This window comes from Paracoccus marinaquae, from assembly GCF_018860165.1.
Taxonomy (GTDB): domain Bacteria; phylum Pseudomonadota; class Alphaproteobacteria; order Rhodobacterales; family Rhodobacteraceae; genus Paracoccus; species Paracoccus marinaquae.
In genome coordinates this window covers 50,472-72,948 of record NZ_JAHKNG010000005.1, presented here as the reverse complement: position 1 = coordinate 72,948, position 22,477 = coordinate 50,472, and the positions used below count along the sequence as shown (strand labels likewise).

Sequence of the window (22,477 nt, the reverse complement as noted above, 5' to 3'; positions counted from 1 at the left end):
GCTTGCAGCGCCGTTGTCAGCAGCCCCGTCCGGCCAGCCGGCGCTGGCGTCCCGGCCGGCTTGGGCGTAGAGCGTGATCTCATGCCCGCAACCCCAGATGCCGCCCGATGCTGATAACCCTGAATACCCTGTCCGATCTGACAAGCCTCGGCTTCGACGAGATCATCGATGTCCGCTCACCCTCGGAATTCGCCGAGGATCATCTGCCGGGCGCGATCAACCTGCCGGTGCTGGACGATGACGAACGCGCCCGGATCGGCACCATCTACAAGCAGGTCTCGCCCTTCGAGGCGCGCCGGCTGGGTGCCGCGACGGTGGCCCGCAATGCCGCCCACCATATCGAGACGGCGCTGGCAGACCGGACCGGCGGCTGGCGGCCGCTGGTCCATTGCTGGCGCGGCGGCCAGCGATCACGATCCTTCGCCCTGATCCTCGAACAGATCGGCTGGCGCGTGAGCATCCTCGATGGCGGCTACAAGGCCTGGCGCCGGCTGGTGGTCGAGGCGCTGTATGACCGCCCGGTCCCGGCGCCGGTGGTTCTGATCGACGGCAATACCGGCTCGGCCAAGACCGCGATCCTCAACCTGCTGCCCGCGCACGGGATCCAGACCATCGATCTTGAGGGGCTTGCCAACCACCGCGGATCGCTGTTCGGCGCGACCGGAACGCAGCCGGGGCAACGCGCCTTCGAGGGGCGGCTTGCCCAACACCTCGCCGGTCTCGATCCGGCGCGTCCGGTGGTGATCGAGGCCGAAAACTCGGCCATCGGCCGGGTCAAGCTGCCGCCCGGTCTGTGGAAGGCGATGTGCCACGCGCCCCGTATCACCATCGAGGCGGACCGCGCCGAACGCGCCCGCTATCTGACGCACGCCTATGCCGACATGACTGCCGATCCCGAACGCCTGCTGGCCACCATCGGCAAGCTGCGCCCCTATCAGCCCGCCACGCGGATCGCGGACTGGGAGGCGCTGGTCCTTGCCGGAGAGTTCGAGACCCTGGCCGCGGAACTGATGGAATGGCATTACGATCCGCGCTACGCTCGCCACCGGGCGCGGATCGGGGCCAGCAGCACCGCCGTCACCGCCCCCAGCCTCGCGCCGGACGGCCTTGAAAGGCTCGCCGCCGATATAGCCAGCATGGCAGGACCACTTGCCGCCGCACAGGAGCCGCACCGATGACCGAACCGACCGAACCGAGGCTGACCTCGCTGGCCCATGGCGGCGGCTGCGGCTGCAAGATCGCCCCGGGCGTTCTGGACGAAATCCTGCGCGGCAGCACCGCCCTGCCGGTTCCGCCCGAACTTCTGGTCGGCATCGAGACCTCGGACGACGCCGCGGTCTGGCAACTGAACGCGCATCAGGCGGTGGTCGCCACCACCGATTTCTTCATGCCGGTCGTGGACGATCCGCGTGATTTCGGGCGGATCGCGGCGACCAACGCGATCAGCGATGTCTATGCCATGGGCGCCACGCCGATCTTCGCCCTGGCGCTTGTGGGCATGCCGGTCAACACGCTGTCACGCGCGACCATCCGGGCCATTCTCGATGGCGGCGCCGAGGCCTGCCGGGCTGCGGGCATCCCCATCGCCGGCGGCCACACCATCGACTCGGTCGAGCCGATCTACGGGCTGGTGGCCTTGGGCATCGTCGATCCCGCGCATCTGAAGCGCAACCGCAATGCCCGACCAAAAGACAGGCTTGTGCTGGGCAAGCCGCTGGGCGTCGGCATCTATTCCTCGGCGCTGAAGAAGGGCGTTCTGGACCCGGACGGATATGCGGCGATGATCGGCAGCACCACCCGGCTGAACAGTGCCGGCCCCGACCTGGCGCGGCTTTCAGGCGTTCACGCCATGACCGACGTGACCGGCTTCGGCCTCGCCGGTCACGCGCTCGAGATGGCGCGCGGATCGGGCTGCGGCATCCGGATCGACTGGCCCAAGGTTCCACTGCTGCCCGGGGTGCGCGACCTGGCCGAGGCCGGCCATGTCACCGGCGCCTCGGCACGCAACTGGGCCAGCTACGGGGCGGAGGTCACGCTTGACGGTCTGACCGATCTGGATCAGGCGCTGCTGTCCGATCCGCAGACCAGCGGCGGGCTGCTGGTCGCCTGCGACCAGGACAGCGTGCCGGCGGTGCTGGACTGCTTTGGCCGGCACGGTTTCGATCAGGCCGCCGTCATCGGATCGGTGACCGAAGGCGCCGGGCTGTCGATCGGCTGAGCCCCGGCCCGGCGGCACGGGCAGGCGATCAGCCGCAGCCGTCAAAGCCCATGCTCTCCATCCAGGCCTCATAGGCCGCGCCGATCCGGGCGCCGGGAACCAGATCGGCGGCCCAGTCCGCGCGCGCAGGCTGCAGCAGGAACATCCAGCCGGCACCATAGCAGTCGTCGTTCACCGCCGCCGCGCGCGGCTGCAGCGCCTCGTTCAGGCCGCAAATGGTGCCGTCGAAACCGGCCTTGACCGTGCCCACCCATTTCGCGCTTTCGATGGTGGCAAGGGCGCGACCGGCCGAGAAGGCAAAACCGATCCGGCGCGGCGTGAAGATCAGCACCTCGCGCGCGAGGCAGACCCCGACCGGGGTGATTCCGGCGCGCAGCCCGGCGTCACCCTCGTCGCGATACCAGACATGATGCGGCAGGTCATACCACAGCCCGTCGGGAAACGCGCAGCCGCGCACGATTGCCATGAACGCCCCCTTCCCTTGCCGTCAATAGGTCAGCACCCGGCAATCCTCCTCCATGATCCCCGCGATCATGGTGGCCGCCCCCATCAGTCCCGAACATTCCTCGATCAGATCCGCCTCGCTGATCTCGAACAGGTCCAGATTGGCCGGGCAGGCCCAGAAGCGGGCGCCATGCCCATGGGCCTCGCGGATCCAGTCGAGGACCGTCATCGGATGGCCCGGCTTGACATGCAGCGCCTCGGCCACGCCGCGGATCATCAGCTTGCCCGCGGTCGCGGCGCAGACCACGTCGACCTGGTATTCCATCGCCGCCGCGATCGCCGCGTGATAGAAGGGCGCGCCCAGTTCCTCGCCATTGCGCGGGTCGGTATTGACCAGAACGATCAGCAGGCGGCGGGCCATGGCATCTCTTTCCCTGCCATGCGGCGGGCCATGGCGATTTCCTCGGTGCTCAGATCCCCCTGCACCGGGTCGCGCCCGAGGGCGGCGGCAATGGCCCGGGCGATGACCCCGGCCACGCGGCCGGCCTCGGGCGGTTCCGCCGCGATCCGCGCCAGCGTCGTCACCGGCAGGTCGGCCATGCCCAGCAGCTGCGCCATCACCCCCGGATCGGCGTCGATCAGCAGGCTGCCCTGATGCAGCATCGTCATGCCCTCGAAAAGGCCCGCGGTCCCGCCCAGCTTGCCCTCGCGGGCGACGATATCGCCCGGGGCGCGGAACGCGGCCTCGACCCCGCATCCGGCCAGCGCCGCCGCGATGGCCTCGCAGAGATCGCGGCTCAGATCCTCGGGCGCCCGGTTCGGCGGCCGTGTGACCAGCAGATCCCAGGCGAGGATCCCCGGCTCCATGGCGATCGCGCCCCCGCCCGAGACCCGGCGCACGACCTGCGCGCCAAGCCTTGCGCAGGCCGCGCGGTCCACCGCCTCTTCGGGCGAATGCAACCCCAGCAGGACCGAGCGCGGATAGCGGTGCAGCCGCAGCGTGTCACCGATCCTGCCGGCCTGATGAAGTTCGGCCAAGGCGCCGCTCATCGCCACATTGGCGCAGGCATCGGCCAGACCGCTGTCGATCACCCGCAAAGGCGTCATTGCGCCGCCACCTCGTCAATGCGCAGGCGCCGTCCCTTCCGATCGAAGAAATGCCCCTGATTGAGCAATGAGCGATCCGCGACGATGGCCTCGACATGTTCGGCCAGATCCTGCCGCGCCGCCGTATCCCCGATCACCCCGCCATCCCTTGGATCACGGCGCGGCGAGAACAGCACCGCGTCCCAGTCGGATCCGCCACCGTCCAGCAGCGCCTCCATCGCCGACCAGTCGAGCGCGTCGCCGATGACATGCACATGGCTGGACCGCAGCGGCCGCGCGGTCTGCTCGTCGATGGCGAAAAGGACGATCAGCGCGGTGAAGGCGCCGCCCGCGCCGAATTCGTGGCGGAACCAGTCGTCGAAGCTGTTGGGCCGCGCCGCCATCTCAGACCTCAACCAGCGGCAGTTCGGGGATCTCGCGCTCCATCAGCGCAAGGAACGGCGTCTCCCGATCCTGCAGATGCCAGGCCTCGAATTCGGCAAAGGCGGCCAGCGCAGCCTCGGCGGCGGCATCTTCGGCCTCCTCGCGCGTGGCCAGCCAGACCGCCCGGGTGACGGGTCTGAACCGCTCGGCCAGATCGCGGCGCGGCTGGGTGGCCAGGTTGAGGCCGGTGTCGCGCAGCATCGCCGCCTGCCCGGCCAGCAATGCCGGCTCTTCCTCGGCCTCGCCGCGCACGGCCGCGGCCACCGCCCGCAATATGTTCAGCCGCCGCCACGCGAAGGCGCGGATATCCCGCAACTCGGCCGCCCTGCGGGCAGCCTCCTGCTGATGCCGGATCTCGTTACGGTTCGCCTCTTCGGCGCGGGCCTTCAACGCGGACAGACAGTTTCCGAACGCATCTGCGCTCATGACGAAGCCTCCTCGATTTCTGGCGGAAGAGAGTGGGAGTCGAACCCACCAGGGACCGTCTGACAGCCCCTCCCGGATTTGAAGTCCGGACGCCCCACCGGGGACGATTCTCCTCCTGAAAAATCCTTGTCTTCTGTGTGGTTATCACGCGGGAACAGGTGCCGGCGATGGGAATTCGGCCGGCGCAGGTCGCCGCGGCGGATGGTGACGCCGTGGCGGTCGAAGAAATCGAGGATCTCGATGGCCACCTTGCGCCCGTTCTCGACCCTGTCGCGGAAGGCGGCGACGGCGAATTGCGGGCCATCGGCCTCAAGCACGAACACGATCTCGACCATCTCGCCCACCGTATCGCGCAAAAAAAAGCGGTCGCGGCCTATCTCATGCAGCCTGCCCATGCGCGACAGCGCCCGCAGCAGATCGCGGATCTCGTCCTCGGGCCGGTCCAGATCGGCGGCGAAATCGCGCACCCTTGGTGGCCGGAACCGGGCCTCGCCGCCCAGCATCGGCTCGATCCGCTGCCACAGCGCCTCGGCCTCGGGATCGAGGCGCAATTCATGGCTGGTCAGCCGCACCCATGCCCCGTCCAGCGCCACCCGCCCCGCCATCGCCGGGTCCAGCAGCAGCGCCCGGAAGGCCGGCGCGGGCATCAGGGGATCGCAGCGATGGCGCAGCCGCTCCAGCCCGATGCCGACGAAATGCGGGTGGGCGGCGTGAAACTCTGCCAGAGCCCCCTGCGCCGTCGCCATCAACGCCGCGACACGCCCCCGCGAAATCGCCAGCCGGCCGCGCGGCGTGTCGATCAGGACCGGATCGTGATCGCGCAGGATCCGCGCCATCCGATCCGGGGGTATCGCCCGGTCGCGGGCGAAGGCATCCGGGTCCAGATGGTTCGGCGGCTGCCGCAGCAGCGCCGCCAGAACCGCCGCGTCATCGGCGCAATCCTGCGCGGCGATCCGGGCCAGCCGCGCGGGCGTGCGGCGCCGGCGGGCGGGGGCGCGCAGGTCGATCAGCACGCCGCCGCCGACGGTGCGCGAGGCGCTGGTGTCGCGGATCACGAAACGGTCGCCGCTGACCGCCGCGATCGGGCGTTCGGTCACCAGCTGGACGAAGGCCTCGCCGCCGGGCGGGATCGGATCATCCGACAGGTGCACGACACGCGCGGGCAGTTCGGCCGCGCCGTGATGCAGATGCACGGGCATCCATTGCGTGATCGGCCCGCGTTCCGAGGCCAGTACCTTCAACCGGGCATCGATGCGGGTGCTGGGCGCGTGCAGGGCGGGCGACAGGATCATGTCCCCGCGCGAAATCGCCTCGTGATGGATGCCGGCCAGATTGAGGGCGCAGCGCTCGCCCGCGCGGCCCTCCTCGGCCTGCCGGTTCTGGGCATGCAGGCCGCGCAGCCGCACCAGCTGGCCCCGCGGGCTCAGCATCAGCTCGTCACCGGGACGCACGCTGCCCGACAGCACCGTGCCGGTCACCACGGTTCCGGCGCCGCGGATGGAAAAGCTGCGATCGACGGCCAGGCGGAACAGACGATCCGCCGGGCGGCTGCCGATCTCTGGCGCCAGCGACGCGATCCGCTGGCGCAACTCATCCACCCCCTCCCCGGTCACGGCCGAGACCGGCAGGATCGGGCTTCCCTGCAAGGCGCTGCCCAACAGCAGGTTGTCGATCTGGTTGCGGATCCCGGCGATCCGGTCGGGGGTGGCGATATCGGCCTTGGTGATCGCCACGAGCCCGCGCGAAATGCCCAGCAGGTCAAGGATCGCCAGATGCTCGCGCGTCTGCGGCATCACCCCGTCATCGGCGGCGACGACCAGCAGCATCAGATCGATGCCGGTGGCGCCGGCCAGCATGTTGCGGATCAGCCGCTGGTGCCCCGGCACGTCGATGAAGCCGACCACGCCGCAATCGCCCGCGGGCATATAAGCAAAGCCCAGATCGATGGTGATGCCCCGCGCCTTCTCTTCCTTCAGGCGGTCGGTTTCGGTGCCGGTCAGCGCCCGAACCAGCGCCGTCTTGCCGTGATCGATATGCCCGACCGTGCCGACGATCATGGCGCGGCCCCGTCAGGCGGCATCCCGGCCAGCCGCCGCGCGCGGCCCTGTTCCTCGGGCGGCAGGGCGGCGGCGGCGCGTTGCAGGAAGGGATAGGCCAGCGGGCTGTTGCCGGCGTGACCGCGCAGCAGCCAGACGAAGGCCATGACGGGATCGCGGGCGATACCCGTCCCCAGCAGCAGCGCCGCGCCCAGCATCGCCTGCGCATCCGCATCCCCCATGACCGCGGCCTTTTGCCAATAGCCGGCGGCGCGGGCCGGATCGCGGGCGACGCCAAGCGCGTTGTGATAGAACATCCCCAGCCGGGTCGTCGCGGCGGCGTTTCCAACTGCGGCGGCGGCCTCGGCCAGACGCAGGGCCTCGGCCGGATCGGGGGGCAGAATCTCGCCCTCGGTCAGCATCCAGCTGAGCATGTCCATCGCCTCGGCATCCCCCGCCTCCGCCGCCTGCCGGTACAGTTCGGCCGCGCGGGCCGGATCCTCGACCGTTCCCTCGCCGCGAAAGAAGGCATGGGCAAGCAGCCTGCATCCAGCCGGGTCGCCCTGGGCTGCCGCCAGCGAGAACCAGCGAAAGGCCAGCGCAGGGTCGCGCCCGAGGCCGGTACCTTCCGCAAAACACATCCCCACCCGGGTCTGGGCCTCGGGCTGGCCCTCCTGCGCCAAGGGCCCCCAGATCGCCAGTGCGGCATCGTGATCGCCCCGCCGCGCCGCCTGATCGGCCAGCGCCAGTTGTTCGGCCAGCGCGGGCGCGGGCCGGATGGCGCGGCGGATACGGTCGATCAGCGCCGCCATTGGTCCGGCTCCAGCGCCGACAGGGCCGACCGCAGGGCGTCCGGGTCGTCGAGGCAGCGCAGATCGAGGATCAGCGCATCCTGCGCGATCCGCCCGATGACCGGCACCGGCAGGGCGCGCAGGGCGGCCGACAGCCGGATCACGGCGCTGCCACCCGCCGCCGCGCCGGCCGCGCGCAGCGCCAGCCCGCTGCTGGGCGTGGTCCGCGTCGGCAGCGCGCCCGAGCCGACCTGACTGTCGCAGTCGATCACCTCGGCGCTGAAATCCGGGGCCAGCAGCCGCGCCAGTTCGGGCTGCAACTGCCGGGCCAGCGCCGCGATCTCGGCCTTCGGACGCGCGAGATGGCGCAGGGTCGGAAGCCTCTCGACCAGCAGATCGGGCGCGCGATAAAGCCGCAGCGTCGCCTCCAGCGCCGCCATGCGGATCTTGTCCAGCCGCATGGCCCGCTTCATCGGGTTGTGGTTGATCCGGGCGATCAGTTCGGCGCGGCCCAGAATGAACCCGGCCTGCGGCCCGCCCAGCAGCTTATCGCCCGAGAAGGTGACCAGATCGGCGCCTTCGGCCAGGGCCCCGGCAACCGTCGGCTCGTGCCCCAGACCCCATTGCGCCAGATCGACCAGCGTGCCCGAGCCGAGGTCGTTGACCAGGGGCAGCCCGGCCTCATGCGCGATCGCGGCCAGATCGGCGGCCGGCACCTCCTTGTGGAACCCCTCGACCCGGAAATTCGAGGTATGCACCTTCAGGATCAGCGCCGTCTCGGGTCCGATGGCGCCCTGATAGTCGCGGGGATGGGTGCGGTTGGTGGTGCCGACCTCAATCATCCGGGTGCCGGCGCGGGCCATGATGTCGGGCATCCGGAAACTGCCGCCGATCTCGATCAATTCGCCACGCGAAATGATCGCCTCGCGCCCGAGGCCAAGCGTGTTCAGCACCAGAAGGACCGCGGCGGCGTTGTTGTTGACGACGGTGGCATCCTCGGCCCCGGTCAGGTCGACCAGCAGATCGCGCAGGATCGAATCCCGCTGGCCGCGCCGGCCGCTGCCCAGATCGAATTCCAGCGCCAGTGCCGCGCGCATGGCGGTGGTCGCGGCCTCGATCGCCTCTTCGGCCAGCAGCGCCCGGCCCAGATTGGTGTGCAGGACCGTGCCGGTCAGGTTCAGCACCGGGCTGAGCCGCGACCGGCCCGCCGCATCAAGGCGCCGCCCGGCGCTCAGCGCAACCGCGTCGGGAAGGGCGGCCGGCCCGCCATCGGCCCGCAGCTCGGCCAGCACCGCCCGGATCGCCTCGACGGTCGGCGCATGGCCGTGCCGGGCACGCAATGCGGCACCGGCTTCGCTGCGCAACACCTGATCGACGGACGGGGGCCGCCCCTGAGCCTTGCGGTCGCTCATCCCCTAGTATCCGGTCAGGAACGGATTGACCGCAGCGCGATGGAACCCCTCGTCGCGCAGCAGCAGGTCCAGCGCCAGGCTGGCCACGTCATCGGCGACCGGATCCAGCGTCGCCTCCTGCGCGGTATAGAGGACCTTCGCATAGCCGTTGCAGTCGCCGCAGATCTCGGCCTTGACGCGGCCGCCGCCCTCGATCTCGCGAAAGCTGATCTTGCCGGTCTGGGCGCAGAGGGTGCATTTCGCCCGCACATAATGCCACATTGTCCCGCACAGCGCGCAGGCGCAGTAACGGTTGCCCTCATAGCGCGGCCATTCGACGATGAGGCTGGACGCGGGGGCGCCGCCACAGCAGGGGCAGACGCCATCGGCGACCGGCTGCAGATCGGCTGCGTTCAACTTGGCCGCGCGGCGGGCGAAATCGACCTGCAGGGCCGCGGCGATGAACACATGCTCGGCCACTTCGTCCGGGGGGATCGCATTCGCAAGGACATTGCCGATCAGGGCGGCCAGCGTGGGTCGTTCGGCCGATTGCAGCCGCGCCAGCGCCGCGCCGGCCTCGGCCGGCATCGGCAGGGCGGCCGCACCTTCGATCACCGCGGCGACAATCGCAAAACTGGTCGCATCGGGGCTAAAGCCCGCACGATCCAGCGGCGGCATGGCATGGGTCCGGGCCCGTTCAAGCTGCCCGGACGAGGGCATGGCTGGCTCGGGCGCCGCGGCTGCCACTTGCTGCTGGACCCGGGTCAGGCCGGCAAGGAAACCCAGATAGGGGGCCAGCCCGTGCCCGCCCCCGGCCAGCGCCTCGAACCGCGCCGCGCGGGTGGCAAACAGCGCCTCGGTGCCGGGAACATGGGCGAAGGGGGGTTTGGGGATGCGTCCGATTGCGGACGGGTCGGGCTGGGGCGCCGTGCTAGCGGCCATGGTTCACCTCATGAATCACACGGATCACATCGGGGTTGAAAGGATCCGGGGCCGTGGCCGGCCCCGCACAGGGTTCATTCGGAGTCCGAGGGTTTCCCCGAGGCCAGATCGCGCAGCCACTTGCGGTGGTGTCGCCAGGCCCAGCCGCCGGTGACGTTGCCGCGCGTCATCGCGCTGATCGTGCCACGGACCCAGATCGCCGCATAGACATGGACGATCCAGGTGCAGATCGCCAGGATCGCCACGGTCGAATGCACCAGCACACCGACCCGGCGTTGCTCGATCGTGAAGCTGTCGGCGAAGTATTCCATCCAGATCACCAGCCCGCTGAAGAACAGCACGGCAATGCAGAGCGACATGACCCAGAAATAGACCTTCTGGCCGGCATTGTAGCGTCCGACCTCGGGCACGCCTTCCTCATCGCCCGCCAGCACCTTCGACAGCCGCCCCATCCAGCGGCTGTCATCGCCGCGCCACAGGTTGTAACGCCAGAAGCGCAGGAACAGGCCGGCAAAGCTGACCGCGGTGATCACCCCGATCCAGGGATGCAGGAACCGCGCCATCTGGCCGCCGCCGAACAGCACCGTCAGGAAGAAGAAGGCCGGATGGAACAGCGCCAGCCCGGACAGCGCCAGCAGGATCAGGCCGACGGCCGTGATCCAGTGATTGAGCCGCGCCAGCCCGGAATAGCGGTCGACCGTGACCGGATCGCCGCGATGGATGGCGGGATTTTTCGAGACATTGGGCTCGGCCGTCATGTCCTGTCTCCTTCCACCAGATCCCTGGCCTTCGCCTCATCCTCGGCGCTGACGCGGTTGGCGCCGTTGACGAGGTAGTGCAGGAAGCCCGCAGCCGCGAAGATCCCGACGGCGGCCAGCCCGGTATATTTGGCCGCCCCGCTCTTCCAGGTTTCGACAAGCCCGCTGATCTTCGGCGCGTTCGCCAGCCCGGAATACAGTTCGGGCTGGTCGGCATGCTGCAGCACATACATGACATGGGTGCCGCCGACGCCGGGCGGATCGTAGAGCCCGGCCTTATCATAGCCGCGCGAGTTCAGATCCGCGATCCGGGTCTGGGCATATTCGGTCATCTCGGCCTTGGTGCCGAAGACGATGGCCTGGGTCGGGCATGCCTTGGCGCAGGCCGGCCCCTGCCCCACGGCCACGCGATCAACGCAGAGCGTGCATTTATAGACCTTCCTGTCGGTCTTGGAGAGCCGCGGGATATTGAACGGGCAGCCCTGGATGCAATAGCCGCAGCCGATGCAGTTCTCTTGCTTGAAGTCCACGATGCCGTTGGAATACTGCACGATGGCACCGGGCGCCGGGCAGGCCTTCAGGCAGCCCGGATCCTCGCAATGCATGCAGCCGTCCTTGCGGATCAGCCATTCCAGATTGCCCGTTTCCGGGTTCTCGTATTCGGCATAGCGCATCAGGGTCCAGGAATGCTCGGTCAGGTCGGGCGGGTTCTCGTAGCGGCCGTCGTTGAAGCCGATCTCCTCGACCTGCTCGTTCCATTCGAGGCAGGCCACCTGGCAGGCCTTGCAGCCGATGCATTTCGACACGTCGATCAGCTTGGCGACCTCGGTCTGCCGTTCGGCGGGCGGCGTCACCTTGGACGCCGACCGCCGCATCAGATCACCCGCACCGAAGGTCTGGTCGGTGGCTTCGGTGCCGGGATTGGGGACTGGTGGAAACATGATCTTTCCTCCCTCACGCGACCGGATCGGCCAGCGGTGTGACATCGACCAGGAACGCCTTGAATTCGGGCGTCTGGGCGTTGGCATCCCCGACCGGCGGCGTCAGCGAATTGACCGGCGACGCCTTGCGGGCCTGTCCGACAAAGCCGAAATGCAGCGGCAAGCCGACATAGTGCAGGGTCCGGCCATCCACCTGCAGCGGCTGCAGCCGCTTGGTGATCATGGCCCGGCCCTTCACCTCGCCGCGATGCGACCGCACGCTGACCATCTGGCCCGGGCTGATGCCGCGTTCCTCGGCCAGCGCATGCGACATTTCCACGAAGAACTCGGGCTGGACGACGGCGTTGTAGCGCACCGACTTGGTCCAGTAGTGGAAATGCTCGGTCAGCCGGTAGGTGGTGGCGACGATGGGGAATTCCTCGGCATCGCCGAAGATCTCCATGTCGTTGTCGAACACCCGTGCCGCCGGATTGCCCCGGATCGCGGGGAACATCGGGTTCAGGACCGGCGCCTCGAACGGCTCGTAGTGCACCGGGAACGGACCCTCGGCCATGAAGCCCCGCGCGAACAGGCGCGAGGTGCCCTCGGGCGTCATGATGAACGGCCCCGTCCGCAGGGACGGATTGCTGGTCGGTGGGAAGTCGGGAACATCCGCGCCCCCCCACCGCTGGCCGTCCCAGAAGACATAGGCCTTCTCTTCGCTCCAGGGTTTGCCGTCCGGATCCGCCGAGGCCCGGTTGTACAGGATCCGCCGGTTGGCAGGCCAGCAGAACCCCCAGGATCCATAGACGTTCTTGCCCGAGGGGTCGGAATTGTCCCGCCGCTGCGACAGGTTGCCCTCGGGGCTGTAGACCCCGGTATAGATCCATTGCACGCCATCGGTGGACCCATCCGCCCGCATCTCGCCGAAACCGGCAAGCTGTTCGCCGGCGCGGCGCACGACCTTGCCTTCGGCATCGCGCAGATCGGTCAGCGCGCGGCCGTTCAGTTCGCGCAGGATCTCCTCGGCGGCGGGCGCCATCGGATCCGCGTAGGACCAGTCGATCGCCTGGATCGGCCCCGGAGCCGTGCCGCCCTCGTCGTCATAGAGCTTGCGCAGCCGCAGGAACAGATCGGCCAGGATGTCGGTATCGCGGCGCGACTCGAAATAGGGATCCGCCGCCCGCCACTTCCACTGGATGTTCCGGCTGGAATTGGTCAGCGAGCCCTCTTCCTCGACGAAGGAGGTCACCGGCAGCATGAAGACCTCGGTCTGGATGCTGGCCGTATCGACATCGTTGAACTCGCCGTGGTTCTGCCAGAAATAGGCGGTATCGGTCTCGATCGGATCCATGCTGACAAGGAATTTCAGCTTTGCCAGCGCCGCCACGGACTTGCCGGAATAGGCGATCGACATCAGCGGGTTGAACCCCTGGCACAGCAGGCCGGTGGTCTGGCCCTTGTGCATGACATCGAACATCTTCAGCGCGTCATAGGTGGTGTCGAGCTTGGGCAGCCAGTCATAGCCGAACTGGTTGTCCGCCGTCGCGTTCCTGCCATACATCCCCTTGAGGAAGCTGACATAGAACTTGTTGTAGTTCTGCCAGTAGCTGACCTGGTTTTCCTGCAGGGGCGTGAAGGCGCGCTTGGCCAGGTGCGAATCCAGCGTCGGCTCGGCATCCGTCGGCATCGCCAGGTAGCCCGGCAGCGATGCCGTGAGCGTGCCGATATCGGTGATCCCCTGCACGTTCGAGTGACCGCGCAGGGCGTTGATGCCGCCGCCGGGCACGCCGATATTGCCGCACAGAAGCTGGATCATCGCGGCGCTGCGGATGTTCTGGGCGCCATGCGAATGCTGGGTCCAGCCAAGCGCATACATGATCGTCATCGAGCGTTCGCCATTGGCGGTCGAGGCGACCCATTCCGCCACCTTCAGGAACTTGTCCTCGGGCGTGCCGGAGATGCGCTGCACCATTTCGGGCGTATAGGCCGCGAAATGCGCCTTCATCAGCTGATAGACGCAGCGCGGATGCTGCAGCGTCATGTCACGCTTGGCAAATCCGTCCTCGCCGATCTCGTATTCCCAGGACGACCGGTCATAGGCCCGGCGATCCTCCTCATAGCCGGTGAACAGGCCCTCGCTGAAGCCATAGCCCTCGCCGACGATATAGGCGGCATTGGTGTAGTTGCGCACATATTCCGTGTGGATGGCGTCGTTGCTCAGCAGATAGTTGATCACCCCCGACAGGAAGGCGATGTCGCTGCCCGAGCGGATCGGCGCATAGTGATCCGACACCGCGGCCGTCCGCGTAAAGCGCGGATCGACGACCATCAGCTTCGCCCCGCGTTCGGACTTGGCCTCGGTCACCCATTTGAATCCGCAGGGATGGGCTTCGGCGGCATTGCCGCCCATGACAAGCACGATATCAGCGTTCTGGATATCGGTCCAATTGTTGGTCATCGCACCGCGACCGAAAGATGGGCCCAAACTGGACACCGTCGGTCCGTGTCAAATCCTTGCCTGGTTCTCGATCTGGAGCATCCCGAGGCCGCGCGCGACCTTCCAGGTGATCCAGCCCGTTTCATTGGTGCAGGAACTGCCGGACAGGAACCCCATCGTCGGCCAGCGGTTGACGGTCACGCCATCCGCATTGGTCTCGATGAAATTCGCGTCCCGGTCCTCCTTCATCAGCTGGGCGATGCGTTCCATCGCGAAATCCCAGCTGACCTCCTCGAAGGCGTCGGCGCCGGCCTTGCGGTACATCGGCACCTTCACCCGCTGGGGCGAGCGGATATAGTCCAGCGCGCCGGCGCCCTTCGGGCACAGCGTGCCGCGGTTCACCGGGTTGTCCACATCGCCTTCGATGTGAACGACCTCCATGCGCCCGGTCTCGGCGCTTGGGGCCGAGAACACCATCATCCCGCAGGCCACCGCGCAATAGGGGCACGTGCTGCGGGCTTCGGTGGTGCGGAACAGACGGAATTCCTTCACGGTTGCGGCATAGGCGGCCTCCACTCCGCCGAACCCGAAGGCCCCCAGTGCGGTGCCGGCAACTCCCGCGCCGGCCCCCTGCAGAAACCTTCGCCTGGATATGTCCATATTCATCAGCTTCCTCCCGGTGGCGGCCCGAGGGAAAACGAGCCTCCCCGAGCTTCGCTGCCTATCCAATGCAATTTCCACGATATGAGAGAGTCTTGCAGCAAGCAAATGATTATTCTTGCTTCTATGGTGCAGTTTTCTTGCTATGACTGATGTGTGGAAACAGAACTCATCAAGACCTTTCTCGACGTTGCCTCATGCCGCAGCTTCATCCGCGCGGCCAAGCGGCTGAACGTGGCCCAGACCACCGTCAGCGCCCGCATCCGCACGCTGGAGGACCGGCTGGGCCAGCAATTGTTCGTCCGCCGCAGGGGCGGCGCCACGCTGACGCCGGCGGGCGAGCGGCTTTTGCGCCATGCGCCGGAATTCCTGCAAAGCTGGCAGCGCCTGCAGCGGCACGTGACCGCCTCGGGCCGGCATGTCGCGCTGGCGACCATCGGCGGCGAGATCAACCTGTGGCAGCCCACGGTCCTGAACTGGGCCGCCGCCCTCAGGCGGCAGCGACCGGACATCGCCCTGCATATCGAGATCGACAAGCCGCAGAACCTGATCGAGAATCTGGCCGCCGGCCGGGTCGATGCCGCAGTCCTGCATGCCCCGCCGCCGCGCCCAGGCGTGAAGCTGGACCTGCTGCTGAACGAAAAGCTGGTGCTGGTCACGACCGATCCCGGCGCCGATCCGCTGGATGAGGGCAGGTTCTTCTCAGTCGACTGGGGGCCGGAATTCCTTCGCGAATTCACCGCCGGCTTTCCCGACCTGCCGGTCCCTGCCGTCGCCGTCAATCTCGGGCGCTTTGCCCTGAAATATGTGCTCGACAACGGCGGCGCGGGCTATTTCAGGGGGCATGTGGTCGACCCCTATATCCACGCCGGCCGGCTGCATCGGGTGCCGGGCGCGCCCAGTTTCGCCTATCCGATCTATGTGGCCAGTTGCGCCGATGCCGATCCCGCGATCCTCGCCCCGGTGGTGGCCTGCCTGCGCCAGACGGCGGCGACGGGCTTTGGCAAATAGCGGCTCGACCGCCCTGCGCCGGATCGACGCCCCGCACCGGGCCTGCGGATCAGCCGAGCAAGGCCTCGAACCCGAACAGGGCGCCGCCGATCAGTGTTCCCAGGACAGCGCCGTTGATGCGGATATATTGCAGGTCCGGCCCAAGTTCGGCCTCGAAGCGGGCGTTCAGTTCCGCCGGCTCCCAGCCTGCAATCACATCGGCGACATAGGTCGCGATCTGCGGGCGCAATTCGCCGACCATGCGCCCGGCAAGCTCGGCCAGACGGGCATCGAAGGCGGCGCGGGCGGCCGGATCGGCCAGCGCCCGCCCGGCAAAGCCGCGGACCAGTTCGGCGATCGGCTCGACCATCAGGTCGGGTTCCTCGGCCAGCCGCGCCAGCGCATCCGCGCGCAACTCCTCGGTCAAGGCACCAAGCGCCGAATCGAAGGCGCCCGAGCGGATCAGTTGCAGCCGGGCCTCGGTGACGGCGCGGGTCAGGGCGCCGGTTTCGGCCAGACGCTCGACCATGCCGTCGAACGCCTCTTCAAAACCCCGGCGCAGCGACGAATCCGGGCTGTGCAACTCGTCCAGCATCGACAGCACCCCGCGAACCACCAGATTGGCGACCTCGCGATCCACCCCCGAGGCGATCCACCAGCGGCTGCGGTCGCGCACCAGATCGACGGCGGTGTCGCGGTTCTCGTCGATGGTCCTCTGAACCAGCGCCAGCGTGTCGTCCAGCAGGCCCCTGCGCGCGCCCACCTTGACCAGATCGGCGATGCCGGCGGCGATGGCCGCGTCCGAACCCAGATGCGCGGCCTGCGCGCGCAGCCATTGCCGCCCGCGCGCCAGCGCCCGCGGCGGCGGGTCGTGGCGCAAGACCGCCGCCAGCATCCCCGACAGATCACGCGCGATCAGCCGCGCATTCTGCGGGTGCGACACCCAGCCGGCAATGAAGCCCGAGGGCTCAAGCGCCCGCACCCGCGCCTCCAGCTGCGCGGGCTCGAGGAAATGCGTCTCGAAGAAGCGCCCGACATTCCGGGCCGCCCGCGCCTGGTTTTTCGGCAACAGCGCCGTATGCGGGATCGGGATCCCCAGCGGGTGGCGAAACAGCGCCGTGACCGCGAACCAGTCAGCCAGCCCGCCCACCATGCCGGCCTCGGCCATCGCCCGCACCAGCATCAGCCAGCCGGGCGGAACCCCGATCAGATAGGTGGCGAAATAGACGACCGTCAGGCCGGCCAGCACCTGCCCGGCCAGCCGCCGGGTCCGGCGCAGGGCGTCCATGGGGTCCGCGCCCGCGGACGCGGCCCCCGACATCAGGCAGCCGCGCCGCCGGCATCGCGGCGCAGGAATTCCTCGACGGCCGCGGCGGTGCCCTGCGGGTCGGTCAGCACGAACAGATGCCCGCAATCCATGATCCTGATCCGCGCATCCGGCAGCCGCGCCGCAAGGATGCGGCCGTTGACGACCGGCACGATCGGGTCATCCTCGCCCATCATGATCAGCACCGGCGCCTTGATCTGCGGCAGCCACAACCAACTGGTCCAGCCCATGCCCGCCATGAGCTGGAACAGATAGCCGCGCTGCGAGGCCGGCACCATGGCCGCCGCATGTTCCCGCAGCAGTTCGGTGTTCATGCGCAACTGGCCGCCATAGATCTCGGGGCCGATGCTCAGCATGTAATCCGGCTGCAGATAGCGTTTCGGCGTGACCAGCTTCATCAGCACGCTCAGGTTTCCCGGCACCATCACAAAACCGGCCGAGGTCGCCGCCAGCGTCAGGCTGCGGGTGCGCCGGGGAAAGTCGCGGGCGAATTGCTGTGCCGGCGCGCCGCCCCAGGAGATGCCGAAGACATCGACCTGCGCGATGTCCAGCGCGTCCAGAAGCCGTGCGGCCAGCCGGGCCACCCAGGGCATGCGATAGGGCAGCAGCGGAACGGCCGAGCCGCCGATCCCCGGCATGTCGAAGGTCAGGATCCGCGTGTCGTCAAAGCGCGCCGCAAAGCCGGACACCGTATCGAGGCTTGCGCCGATTCCGTTGAAGACCAGCAAGGTACGCTTTGCCGTGGCCGGCCCGAACAGCGCATAGCGCAGGTCCTGGCCCGACAGCCTGATGGTTTCGATGACCTTTTCTGTCACATGTCCCCCTTCTCCGGGTCGTGTTGCGTCCATTGCGCGGGTTCCGGTCCCCCACAGATAATCCGCCACCCCGCCAAGCCCAAGACCGCCGTCGCGTGACCTTGCGTCCTCGCGCCACGCCCGGGCCGCAGCCTAACCCGGCGCTGCGACCGGCAACCGGGTCATCGGCCCGCCATGGATCCGCGAGATCTGTTCCAACTCGTCGGCAAACGACGGCGGCTCGGCCAGCGGCGCGCCGGTCAGGCCCAGCCGCTGCAACTCGTCCGAGAGGCGCAGAGCGTCCAGTTCACCCCAGCTCATGTCATCGGGCTTGTGCTTGCCCGGCCGGATCCAGTTCGCGACCAGCGCGTCGATCACCCCGACCTTCGCCCCGACAGCCTTCAGCTGATCGACAAAGGTGACATATTCCCGCGCGCTGCGCCGCTTGATCAGGGTGAAGTTCTGCCACGGCCGGGCGATGAAGCCGGCCAGATGGAAGGCCGATCCATCCGGCCCGACGAAATGGGTCGCCTCGCGGAAGGTCCGCAACTGATGGTCGATGGAATGCTGCTGCGGATGGTAGATCCGGAACCCCTGCCCCCGCAACTGCTCTTCCAGCCAGGCTTCGCCCAGGACGCTGCCGGTCTTTCGCGGCAAGGCCGTGCGCGAGATATACAGCCTGCGCGCCCCGGTCCCGGGACCGGCATCCGGATCCGGGTCCATGCGGCGGGCGAAGGCACGGAATTCGGGCGTGCCGCGCGCCAGCGCGCCCAGACCGAAGCCCTGCCCGGGGATCAGCAGATCCTCGACCATAGCCGGCGCATAGAGGATGCGGACCGGAAGCTCGATCCCCAGCCGCGCCAGCACCTGTTTCTGGAAACCCACCAAGTCTTCGGGCCGCTTGCCCCGCGGATTCTTGGGCGTGAACAGGATCGATTCCGCGCCGCTGGCCTCGGCCGCCCAGAGCCGGCCCAGCGATTCCGACAGGAAATGGCCGAAATGAAAGAACAGCGTCCCGCCCCACAGGTGCCGCCCGGCGATCCGCGCCGGATCGGCGGGCATGACGGTGCCCTTGCGCCCCTTGTAGGCCCCACGCCAGCGATACAGCATCGCCTCGGGGCACAGCGCGCCATCGCACCAGACCCCGCCATCCGACGGGTCGATGACCGCGCCCCGGACCCGCATGACCGTGCGCGACCAGCCCCGATCGGGGTCGGGCAGCGGCAGCCGGAACGGGGCCGGTGGCAAGGGCGAGGGCATTTCCGGGCTTTTCATGGGTCTGGCGGGGCGAAAATGGTTCCTGTCCTTTTCCCGTTCTTGGCAAGCCCGCCCGGTTCCGTCAATCTCTGCGGGACAGGTCGAACGACAAGGATCACGACGGAATGCCGATCTTCAAGCATGCGGGAAAGCTGCTCTACTTCGCCCATGTCCCGAAATGCGCCGGCACCAGCATCGAGAACTACCTGATCGCCCGCTTCGGACCCGCCGCCTTTCTGGACCGCAGGTTCCCGCCGGGCAATCGCCACAACTGGAGCCGCACCTCGCCCCAGCATATCCCGGCGCAGGATCTTGCAAAGCTGTTTCCCGCCGGTTTCCTCGATGCGGGCTGCGCCTTCGTGCGCGACCCGCTGGCACGGGCGCGCAGCGCCTTCCATTTTCACCAAGGCAAGCGCGGCAAGATCCCCGAGGAGGCCGAATTCGACACCTGGCTGCCGCGCATCGCCGGGTTCGACAAGGCGGCCCATGCCCGCTTCGACGACCATTTCCGCCCGCAGGCCGCGATGGTTCCGGACTGGTGCCGGGTCTTCCGGCTTGAGGACGGCTTTGCCGAATTCATCCGCTGGCTGGACGACTGGAGCGGCGCCAGCCACCCGAACGCCATCGGTCATGCGCTGTCCGGCGGATACAGGACCGCGCCCCCGTCCGACAGCCTGGCGGCCTTTGTCCGCGAATACTATGCCGAGGATTACGAACGCTTCCGCCTGCCCATCGTGCCCGCCCCCGCCACCCCGGCCTGAGCCGAGTGGCGCCAGCGGGCGACATGACATCACGACGAAAAGAGGCCCCGGATAACCGGAGCCTCAGATCACGTCCCTCGATCAGGGCGGCCCGGTCAGACCGGGCGCCAGATCAGTTCAGCCGGCGCGCCACGTCTTCGATGGCGTCGTCGATCCCGGCCGAGCGCTGCCCGGCCTTGACCTGCCGGGCCAGAAGTTCCGAAGCGGCGGCAATGGCCGTCTGCACGGCACGGTTCCGCACCGCGCGGATGGCGTCGGCCTCGGCGCTGGCGATCTGATCCTCGGCGGCCTTCAGGCGCCGCTCGATCGAGACCTTCAGGTCGTCCTTGGCCTTGGCGGCCTGTGCCTCGGCCTCGCGCTTGGCATTGGCGACGATCAGTTCGGCCTGCCCCTTCACCTCGCGCTGGCGACGCTCATAGCTGGCATAGATCTCCTGCGCCTCTTCGCGCAGGCGACGGGCCTCGTCCAGATCACTGCGAATGCCCTCGGCGCGCTTGTCCAGCAATCCGCCGATGATGCCCGGAACCTTGAACTTGATCAGGATGCCGACAAAGATCAGGAAGGCCAGCAGAACGATGAAATCGGTATTGGCCAGCGAGAAAAACGAATCACCTGCGGCAGCAGCCGGTCCGGCGGCAAGGACCGCGGCGATCGCGAATACGGCAAGTCTGGTCATTGCACGGTCCCTTTCATGCGGCTGTCCACCGCCTGATCGACAGCGGCCTCGTCGGCCTTGCCGCCGAAACTGCGGACCAGTTCGCCGGTGACGTCGCGGGCGACCTCGCGGGCATCGGCCGCAGAGGAGGTGCGGATCTCGGCCAGGCGCTTTTCCGATTCCGCGGTGCGCGCGGCAATCTCGGCATCGGCACGGGCGATGGCGGCATCCAGTTCCTTCTGGATCTCGGCGCGGTTGGCGGCGACGATCTTTCCGGCCTCGACGCGGGCATCGGCCAGCGCCTTGTCATAGGCGGCCTCGGCCTCCTTCGCCTTCTGCTTGAATTCCTCGGCCGCCATCAGATCGCCGGTAATGGCCCCCTGACGGTCCGAGATCACCGCCGCGATCCGCGGCAGCGCGATGCGCGACAGCACCCAGTAAAGCACCCCCAGGGTGATCACGAGCCAGAAGATCTGGTTCGGGAAGGTGCTGAAATCAAGCTGCGGCATGCCGCTGGCGCTTTCGGCAGCCTCGGCGCCAGCCGCCGCGGTTGCAGCAGCCTCTTCGGTATGTCCGGCCGCGGTCGTGGCGGCCTCTTGCAACAGGCTGAACATGTCCTACCCCTTGGCCTATCAGGTCACGAAGGGGTGACGGCGCGGCATCCGCGCCCCCACCCCGCCGCAAGGATGGGGCTGGATCAGACCGCGAACATCAGCAGAAGCGCGACGAGGAACGCGAAGATCCCCAGGGCTTCCGCGAAGGCGATGCCGATGAACAGCGTCGCGGTCTGGCCGGCGGCTGCCGACGGGTTGCGCAGGGCGCCCGACAGGAAGTTGCCGGCGACGTTGCCCACACCGACGGCGGCTGCGCCGGAACCGATGGCGGCCAGACCGGCACCGATGTACTGACCGAGTTCGGCGATATTCCCTTCCATGATCATTCTCTCCTTGCGGTTGGAAGTGGTGAATTCTGTGCGGATGACCCCGTGCTGCGGCGGCTCAGTGGGCCGGATGCAGCGCGTCCTTCAGATAGACGCAGGTCAGGATGGTGAAGACGTAGGCCTGGATGAAGGAGACCAGCACCTCGAGCCCGTAGACGGCGGTCACGGCCAGGATCGACAGCGGCGAGATCGCGGCGATGGCGGCAAAGCCCGCGAACACCTTGATCACCGCATGGCCCGCCATCATGTTGCCGGCAAGACGAATGGAGTGGCTGACCGGGCGGACGAAATAGCTGATGACCTCGATCACGGCCAGGATCGGACGCAGCGCCAGCGGCGCCGAGGTGACCCAGAACAGCCCGAGGAAATGCGTGCCGTTCTTGACGAAACCGATCACGGTGACGCTGATGAACACGGCCAGCGCCAGAACCCCGGTCACCGCGATATGCGAGGTGGTGGTGAACGACTTGGGCAACAGGCCCAGCATGTTCGAGAAGGTGATGAACATGAACAGCGTCATGATGTAGGGAAAATACTTCAGCGCGTCCTTGCCGGCCACGTCCTCGACCATCTTGTGGACCATGCCGTAAGCCAGTTCGGCCACCGACTGCACCCGGTTCGGCACGATGGCGCGGCCACGGGTCCCCATGACCAGCAGCGCCACGATCGCCGCGACGGTGATGAACATCCACAGCGTGACGTTGGTCGGCGTATACCAATGCACCGGGCCATCGCCGAACAGCGGCTTGACCAGGAACTGCTCCATCGGGTGGAAGCTGAGGCCGGTTGCTTCTTCCGCTTCGGTCGCCACGGTCAATCCCTCTCATCGGTGCCCGGCGGATCGCCGGGTTTGCTGCCAAGTTCGGCCGCGGTGCGCATCATCGTCCTGATGCCGGCCGCGAGGCCAAGAAAAATGAACAGGATCATCAGGAACGGCGTGGTGCCGAACAGATAATCCAGACCGTAACCGATCCCGAAGCCCAGCCCGATGCCGGCCACGAGTTCGATCACCATGCGCCAGGCGACATGCGCCTGGTCATAGCTTGCCATCTGCTCCTTGGCGTCCGGCTTCGGCGTCAGCTTGGACAGCCGGTCCTCCAGGTCGCGCAGCCGGGCCGTCTCATCGTCCCTGTCGCCGCCGTTCCGGGGCCCCTCGGCCATCTCTCACGTTCCCGTCAACTCTCGGGGCGCTGTCTA

24 protein-coding genes, 1 tRNA gene and 1 pseudogene are annotated in these 22,477 nt (G+C 67.9%); 4 read left to right on the top strand and 22 right to left on the bottom strand.

Annotation, left to right across the window (positions count from 1 at the left end):
- Positions 1-107: 107 nt before the first annotated feature.
- Entirely contained in the window at positions 108-1,178 is a 1,071-nt protein-coding gene (mnmH, locus tag KNW02_RS04840) for a tRNA 2-selenouridine(34) synthase MnmH (protein ID WP_216032141.1), read from the top strand.
- Positions 1,175-2,218: a selenide, water dikinase SelD gene (selD, locus tag KNW02_RS04835; RefSeq protein WP_216032140.1), complete on the top strand. Its 1,044-nt coding sequence runs from the start codon at positions 1,175-1,177 to the stop codon at positions 2,216-2,218. The genes mnmH and selD overlap by 4 nt, the downstream gene beginning before the upstream one ends.
- 28 nt (positions 2,219-2,246) lie before the next feature.
- On the opposite strand, the gene KNW02_RS04830 is transcribed toward selD, so the two are convergent.
- The 14 genes and pseudogenes from KNW02_RS04830 to KNW02_RS21355 all read right to left on the bottom strand — a co-directional run bounded on the left by KNW02_RS04830 (position 2,247) and on the right by KNW02_RS21355 (position 14,562).
- Entirely contained in the window at positions 2,247-2,684 is a 438-nt protein-coding gene (locus KNW02_RS04830) for a glycine cleavage system protein H (RefSeq protein ID WP_216032139.1), read from the bottom strand.
- A gap of 21 nt (positions 2,685-2,705) precedes the next feature.
- On the bottom strand, positions 2,706-3,083 hold the full coding sequence (locus KNW02_RS04825; protein ID WP_216032138.1) for a DsrE family protein: 378 nt from the start codon (positions 3,081-3,083) through the stop codon (positions 2,706-2,708).
- Positions 3,065-3,769, bottom strand: a complete 705-nt coding sequence (locus KNW02_RS04820) for a lipoate--protein ligase family protein (protein ID WP_216032137.1) — start codon at positions 3,767-3,769, stop codon at positions 3,065-3,067. Before KNW02_RS04820 ends, KNW02_RS04825 begins: the two co-directional genes overlap by 19 nt.
- Positions 3,766-4,152 carry a hypothetical protein gene (locus KNW02_RS04815; protein WP_216032136.1) on the bottom strand — a complete coding sequence of 129 codons (387 nt, stop codon included), beginning with the start codon at positions 4,150-4,152 and terminating at the stop codon, positions 3,766-3,768. The genes KNW02_RS04820 and KNW02_RS04815 overlap by 4 nt, the downstream gene beginning before the upstream one ends.
- A 1-nt stretch (position 4,153) precedes the next feature.
- Positions 4,154-4,618 carry a hypothetical protein gene (locus tag KNW02_RS04810; protein ID WP_216032135.1) on the bottom strand — a complete coding sequence of 155 codons (465 nt, stop codon included), beginning with the start codon at positions 4,616-4,618 and terminating at the stop codon, positions 4,154-4,156.
- 20 nt (positions 4,619-4,638) lie between these two features.
- Positions 4,639-4,734 (bottom strand) — tRNA-Sec (locus tag KNW02_RS04805).
- A gap of 123 nt (positions 4,735-4,857) precedes the next feature.
- Positions 4,858-6,675 (bottom strand): annotated as a pseudogene (selB, locus tag KNW02_RS04800) (selenocysteine-specific translation elongation factor); the annotation flags it as partial.
- Complete coding sequence (locus KNW02_RS04795; RefSeq protein WP_216032134.1) at positions 6,672-7,466, bottom strand: tetratricopeptide repeat protein; 795 nt, start codon at positions 7,464-7,466, stop codon at positions 6,672-6,674. The gene KNW02_RS04795 and the pseudogene selB, both read right to left, overlap by 4 nt.
- Positions 7,454-8,857 carry an L-seryl-tRNA(Sec) selenium transferase gene (selA, locus tag KNW02_RS04790; RefSeq protein WP_216032133.1) on the bottom strand — a complete coding sequence of 468 codons (1,404 nt, stop codon included), beginning with the start codon at positions 8,855-8,857 and terminating at the stop codon, positions 7,454-7,456. The genes KNW02_RS04795 and selA overlap by 13 nt, the downstream gene beginning before the upstream one ends.
- Positions 8,858-8,860: 3 nt before the next feature.
- Positions 8,861-9,778 (bottom strand): formate dehydrogenase accessory protein FdhE, encoded by a 918-nt coding sequence (gene fdhE / locus KNW02_RS04785; protein WP_216032132.1) that lies wholly within the window; start codon positions 9,776-9,778, stop codon positions 8,861-8,863.
- 74 nt (positions 9,779-9,852) lie between these two features.
- Positions 9,853-10,536 carry a formate dehydrogenase subunit gamma gene (locus KNW02_RS04780; protein ID WP_216032131.1) on the bottom strand — a complete coding sequence of 228 codons (684 nt, stop codon included), beginning with the start codon at positions 10,534-10,536 and terminating at the stop codon, positions 9,853-9,855.
- Positions 10,533-11,477 carry a formate dehydrogenase subunit beta gene (fdxH, locus tag KNW02_RS04775; protein WP_216032130.1) on the bottom strand — a complete coding sequence of 315 codons (945 nt, stop codon included), beginning with the start codon at positions 11,475-11,477 and terminating at the stop codon, positions 10,533-10,535. The genes KNW02_RS04780 and fdxH overlap by 4 nt, the downstream gene beginning before the upstream one ends.
- A gap of 13 nt (positions 11,478-11,490) precedes the next feature.
- A complete protein-coding gene (gene fdnG, locus KNW02_RS04770; protein WP_216032129.1) occupies positions 11,491-13,953 on the bottom strand; it encodes a formate dehydrogenase-N subunit alpha in 2,463 nt (820 codons plus the stop codon).
- 12 nt (positions 13,954-13,965) lie between these two features.
- Positions 13,966-14,562 (bottom strand): twin-arginine translocation signal domain-containing protein, encoded by a 597-nt coding sequence (locus KNW02_RS21355; protein WP_216032128.1) that lies wholly within the window; start codon positions 14,560-14,562, stop codon positions 13,966-13,968.
- A gap of 150 nt (positions 14,563-14,712) precedes the next feature.
- Here KNW02_RS21355 and KNW02_RS04760 point away from each other — a divergent pair, with 150 nt between their 5' ends.
- A complete protein-coding gene (locus tag KNW02_RS04760) occupies positions 14,713-15,567 on the top strand; it encodes a LysR family transcriptional regulator (RefSeq protein WP_216032127.1) in 855 nt (284 codons plus the stop codon).
- 49 nt (positions 15,568-15,616) lie between these two features.
- On the opposite strand, the gene KNW02_RS04755 is transcribed toward KNW02_RS04760, so the two are convergent.
- The 3 genes from KNW02_RS04755 to KNW02_RS04745 all read right to left on the bottom strand — a co-directional run bounded on the left by KNW02_RS04755 (position 15,617) and on the right by KNW02_RS04745 (position 18,942).
- Complete coding sequence (locus tag KNW02_RS04755) at positions 15,617-16,834, bottom strand: DUF445 domain-containing protein (RefSeq protein ID WP_216032126.1); 1,218 nt, start codon at positions 16,832-16,834, stop codon at positions 15,617-15,619.
- Positions 16,835-16,866: 32 nt separating this feature from the next.
- On the bottom strand, positions 16,867-17,688 hold the full coding sequence (gene phaZ / locus KNW02_RS04750; protein ID WP_216032125.1) for a poly(3-hydroxyalkanoate) depolymerase: 822 nt from the start codon (positions 17,686-17,688) through the stop codon (positions 16,867-16,869).
- Positions 17,689-17,820: 132 nt separating this feature from the next.
- On the bottom strand, positions 17,821-18,942 hold the full coding sequence (locus KNW02_RS04745) for a glycosyltransferase family 61 protein (RefSeq protein ID WP_216032124.1): 1,122 nt from the start codon (positions 18,940-18,942) through the stop codon (positions 17,821-17,823).
- Between the two features lie 107 nt (positions 18,943-19,049).
- Here KNW02_RS04745 and KNW02_RS04740 point away from each other — a divergent pair, with 107 nt between their 5' ends.
- On the top strand, positions 19,050-19,685 hold the full coding sequence (locus KNW02_RS04740; RefSeq protein ID WP_216032123.1) for a sulfotransferase family 2 domain-containing protein: 636 nt from the start codon (positions 19,050-19,052) through the stop codon (positions 19,683-19,685).
- Positions 19,686-19,797: 112 nt separating this feature from the next.
- Here the strand turns inward: KNW02_RS04740 and KNW02_RS04735 are convergent, their stop codons facing one another.
- From KNW02_RS04735 to KNW02_RS04715, 5 genes are all read right to left on the bottom strand, one after another.
- Positions 19,798-20,361, bottom strand: coding sequence for a F0F1 ATP synthase subunit B (locus KNW02_RS04735; RefSeq protein ID WP_216032122.1), 564 nt, complete (start codon positions 20,359-20,361; stop codon positions 19,798-19,800).
- Complete coding sequence (locus KNW02_RS04730; protein ID WP_216032121.1) at positions 20,358-20,954, bottom strand: F0F1 ATP synthase subunit B'; 597 nt, start codon at positions 20,952-20,954, stop codon at positions 20,358-20,360. Before KNW02_RS04730 ends, KNW02_RS04735 begins: the two co-directional genes overlap by 4 nt.
- An 83-nt stretch (positions 20,955-21,037) precedes the next feature.
- Positions 21,038-21,274: a F0F1 ATP synthase subunit C gene (locus KNW02_RS04725; RefSeq protein WP_101751961.1), complete on the bottom strand. Its 237-nt coding sequence runs from the start codon at positions 21,272-21,274 to the stop codon at positions 21,038-21,040.
- Between the two features lie 64 nt (positions 21,275-21,338).
- A complete protein-coding gene (locus tag KNW02_RS04720) occupies positions 21,339-22,091 on the bottom strand; it encodes a F0F1 ATP synthase subunit A (protein WP_348524679.1) in 753 nt (250 codons plus the stop codon).
- A gap of 2 nt (positions 22,092-22,093) precedes the next feature.
- The gene (locus tag KNW02_RS04715; protein WP_216032120.1) at positions 22,094-22,441 is read right to left on the bottom strand and encodes an AtpZ/AtpI family protein; all 348 of its coding nucleotides are present in this window, start codon (positions 22,439-22,441) and stop codon (positions 22,094-22,096) included.
- Positions 22,442-22,477 lie beyond the last annotated feature (36 nt).

Excerpts from the sequence above, each read along its gene's own strand:
- mnmH (WP_216032141.1), top strand. The coding sequence starts at position 108 with ATGCTGATAACCCTGAATACCCTGTCCGATCTGACAAGCCTCGGCTTC.
- selD (WP_216032140.1), top strand. The coding sequence starts at position 1,175 with ATGACCGAACCGACCGAACCGAGGCTGACCTCGCTGGCCCATGGCGGC.
- KNW02_RS04830 (WP_216032139.1), bottom strand. The coding sequence starts at position 2,684 with ATGGCAATCGTGCGCGGCTGCGCGTTTCCCGACGGGCTGTGGTATGAC.
- KNW02_RS04825 (WP_216032138.1), bottom strand. The coding sequence starts at position 3,083 with ATGGCCCGCCGCCTGCTGATCGTTCTGGTCAATACCGACCCGCGCAAT.
- KNW02_RS04820 (WP_216032137.1), bottom strand. The coding sequence starts at position 3,769 with ATGACGCCTTTGCGGGTGATCGACAGCGGTCTGGCCGATGCCTGCGCC.
- KNW02_RS04815 (WP_216032136.1), bottom strand. The coding sequence starts at position 4,152 with ATGGCGGCGCGGCCCAACAGCTTCGACGACTGGTTCCGCCACGAATTC.
- KNW02_RS04810 (WP_216032135.1), bottom strand. The coding sequence starts at position 4,618 with ATGAGCGCAGATGCGTTCGGAAACTGTCTGTCCGCGTTGAAGGCCCGC.
- KNW02_RS04795 (WP_216032134.1), bottom strand. The coding sequence starts at position 7,466 with ATGGCGGCGCTGATCGACCGTATCCGCCGCGCCATCCGGCCCGCGCCC.
- selA (WP_216032133.1), bottom strand. The coding sequence starts at position 8,857 with ATGAGCGACCGCAAGGCTCAGGGGCGGCCCCCGTCCGTCGATCAGGTG.
- fdhE (WP_216032132.1), bottom strand. The coding sequence starts at position 9,778 with ATGGCCGCTAGCACGGCGCCCCAGCCCGACCCGTCCGCAATCGGACGC.
- KNW02_RS04780 (WP_216032131.1), bottom strand. The coding sequence starts at position 10,536 with ATGACGGCCGAGCCCAATGTCTCGAAAAATCCCGCCATCCATCGCGGC.
- fdxH (WP_216032130.1), bottom strand. The coding sequence starts at position 11,477 with ATGTTTCCACCAGTCCCCAATCCCGGCACCGAAGCCACCGACCAGACC.
- KNW02_RS21355 (WP_216032128.1), bottom strand. The coding sequence starts at position 14,562 with ATGAATATGGACATATCCAGGCGAAGGTTTCTGCAGGGGGCCGGCGCG.
- KNW02_RS04755 (WP_216032126.1), bottom strand. The coding sequence starts at position 16,834 with ATGGACGCCCTGCGCCGGACCCGGCGGCTGGCCGGGCAGGTGCTGGCC.
- KNW02_RS04745 (WP_216032124.1), bottom strand. The coding sequence starts at position 18,942 with ATGAAAAGCCCGGAAATGCCCTCGCCCTTGCCACCGGCCCCGTTCCGG.
- KNW02_RS04740 (WP_216032123.1), top strand. The coding sequence starts at position 19,050 with ATGCCGATCTTCAAGCATGCGGGAAAGCTGCTCTACTTCGCCCATGTC.
- KNW02_RS04735 (WP_216032122.1), bottom strand. The coding sequence starts at position 20,361 with ATGACCAGACTTGCCGTATTCGCGATCGCCGCGGTCCTTGCCGCCGGA.
- KNW02_RS04730 (WP_216032121.1), bottom strand. The coding sequence starts at position 20,954 with ATGTTCAGCCTGTTGCAAGAGGCCGCCACGACCGCGGCCGGACATACC.
- KNW02_RS04725 (WP_101751961.1), bottom strand. The coding sequence starts at position 21,274 with ATGGAAGGGAATATCGCCGAACTCGGTCAGTACATCGGTGCCGGTCTG.
- KNW02_RS04715 (WP_216032120.1), bottom strand. The coding sequence starts at position 22,441 with ATGGCCGAGGGGCCCCGGAACGGCGGCGACAGGGACGATGAGACGGCC.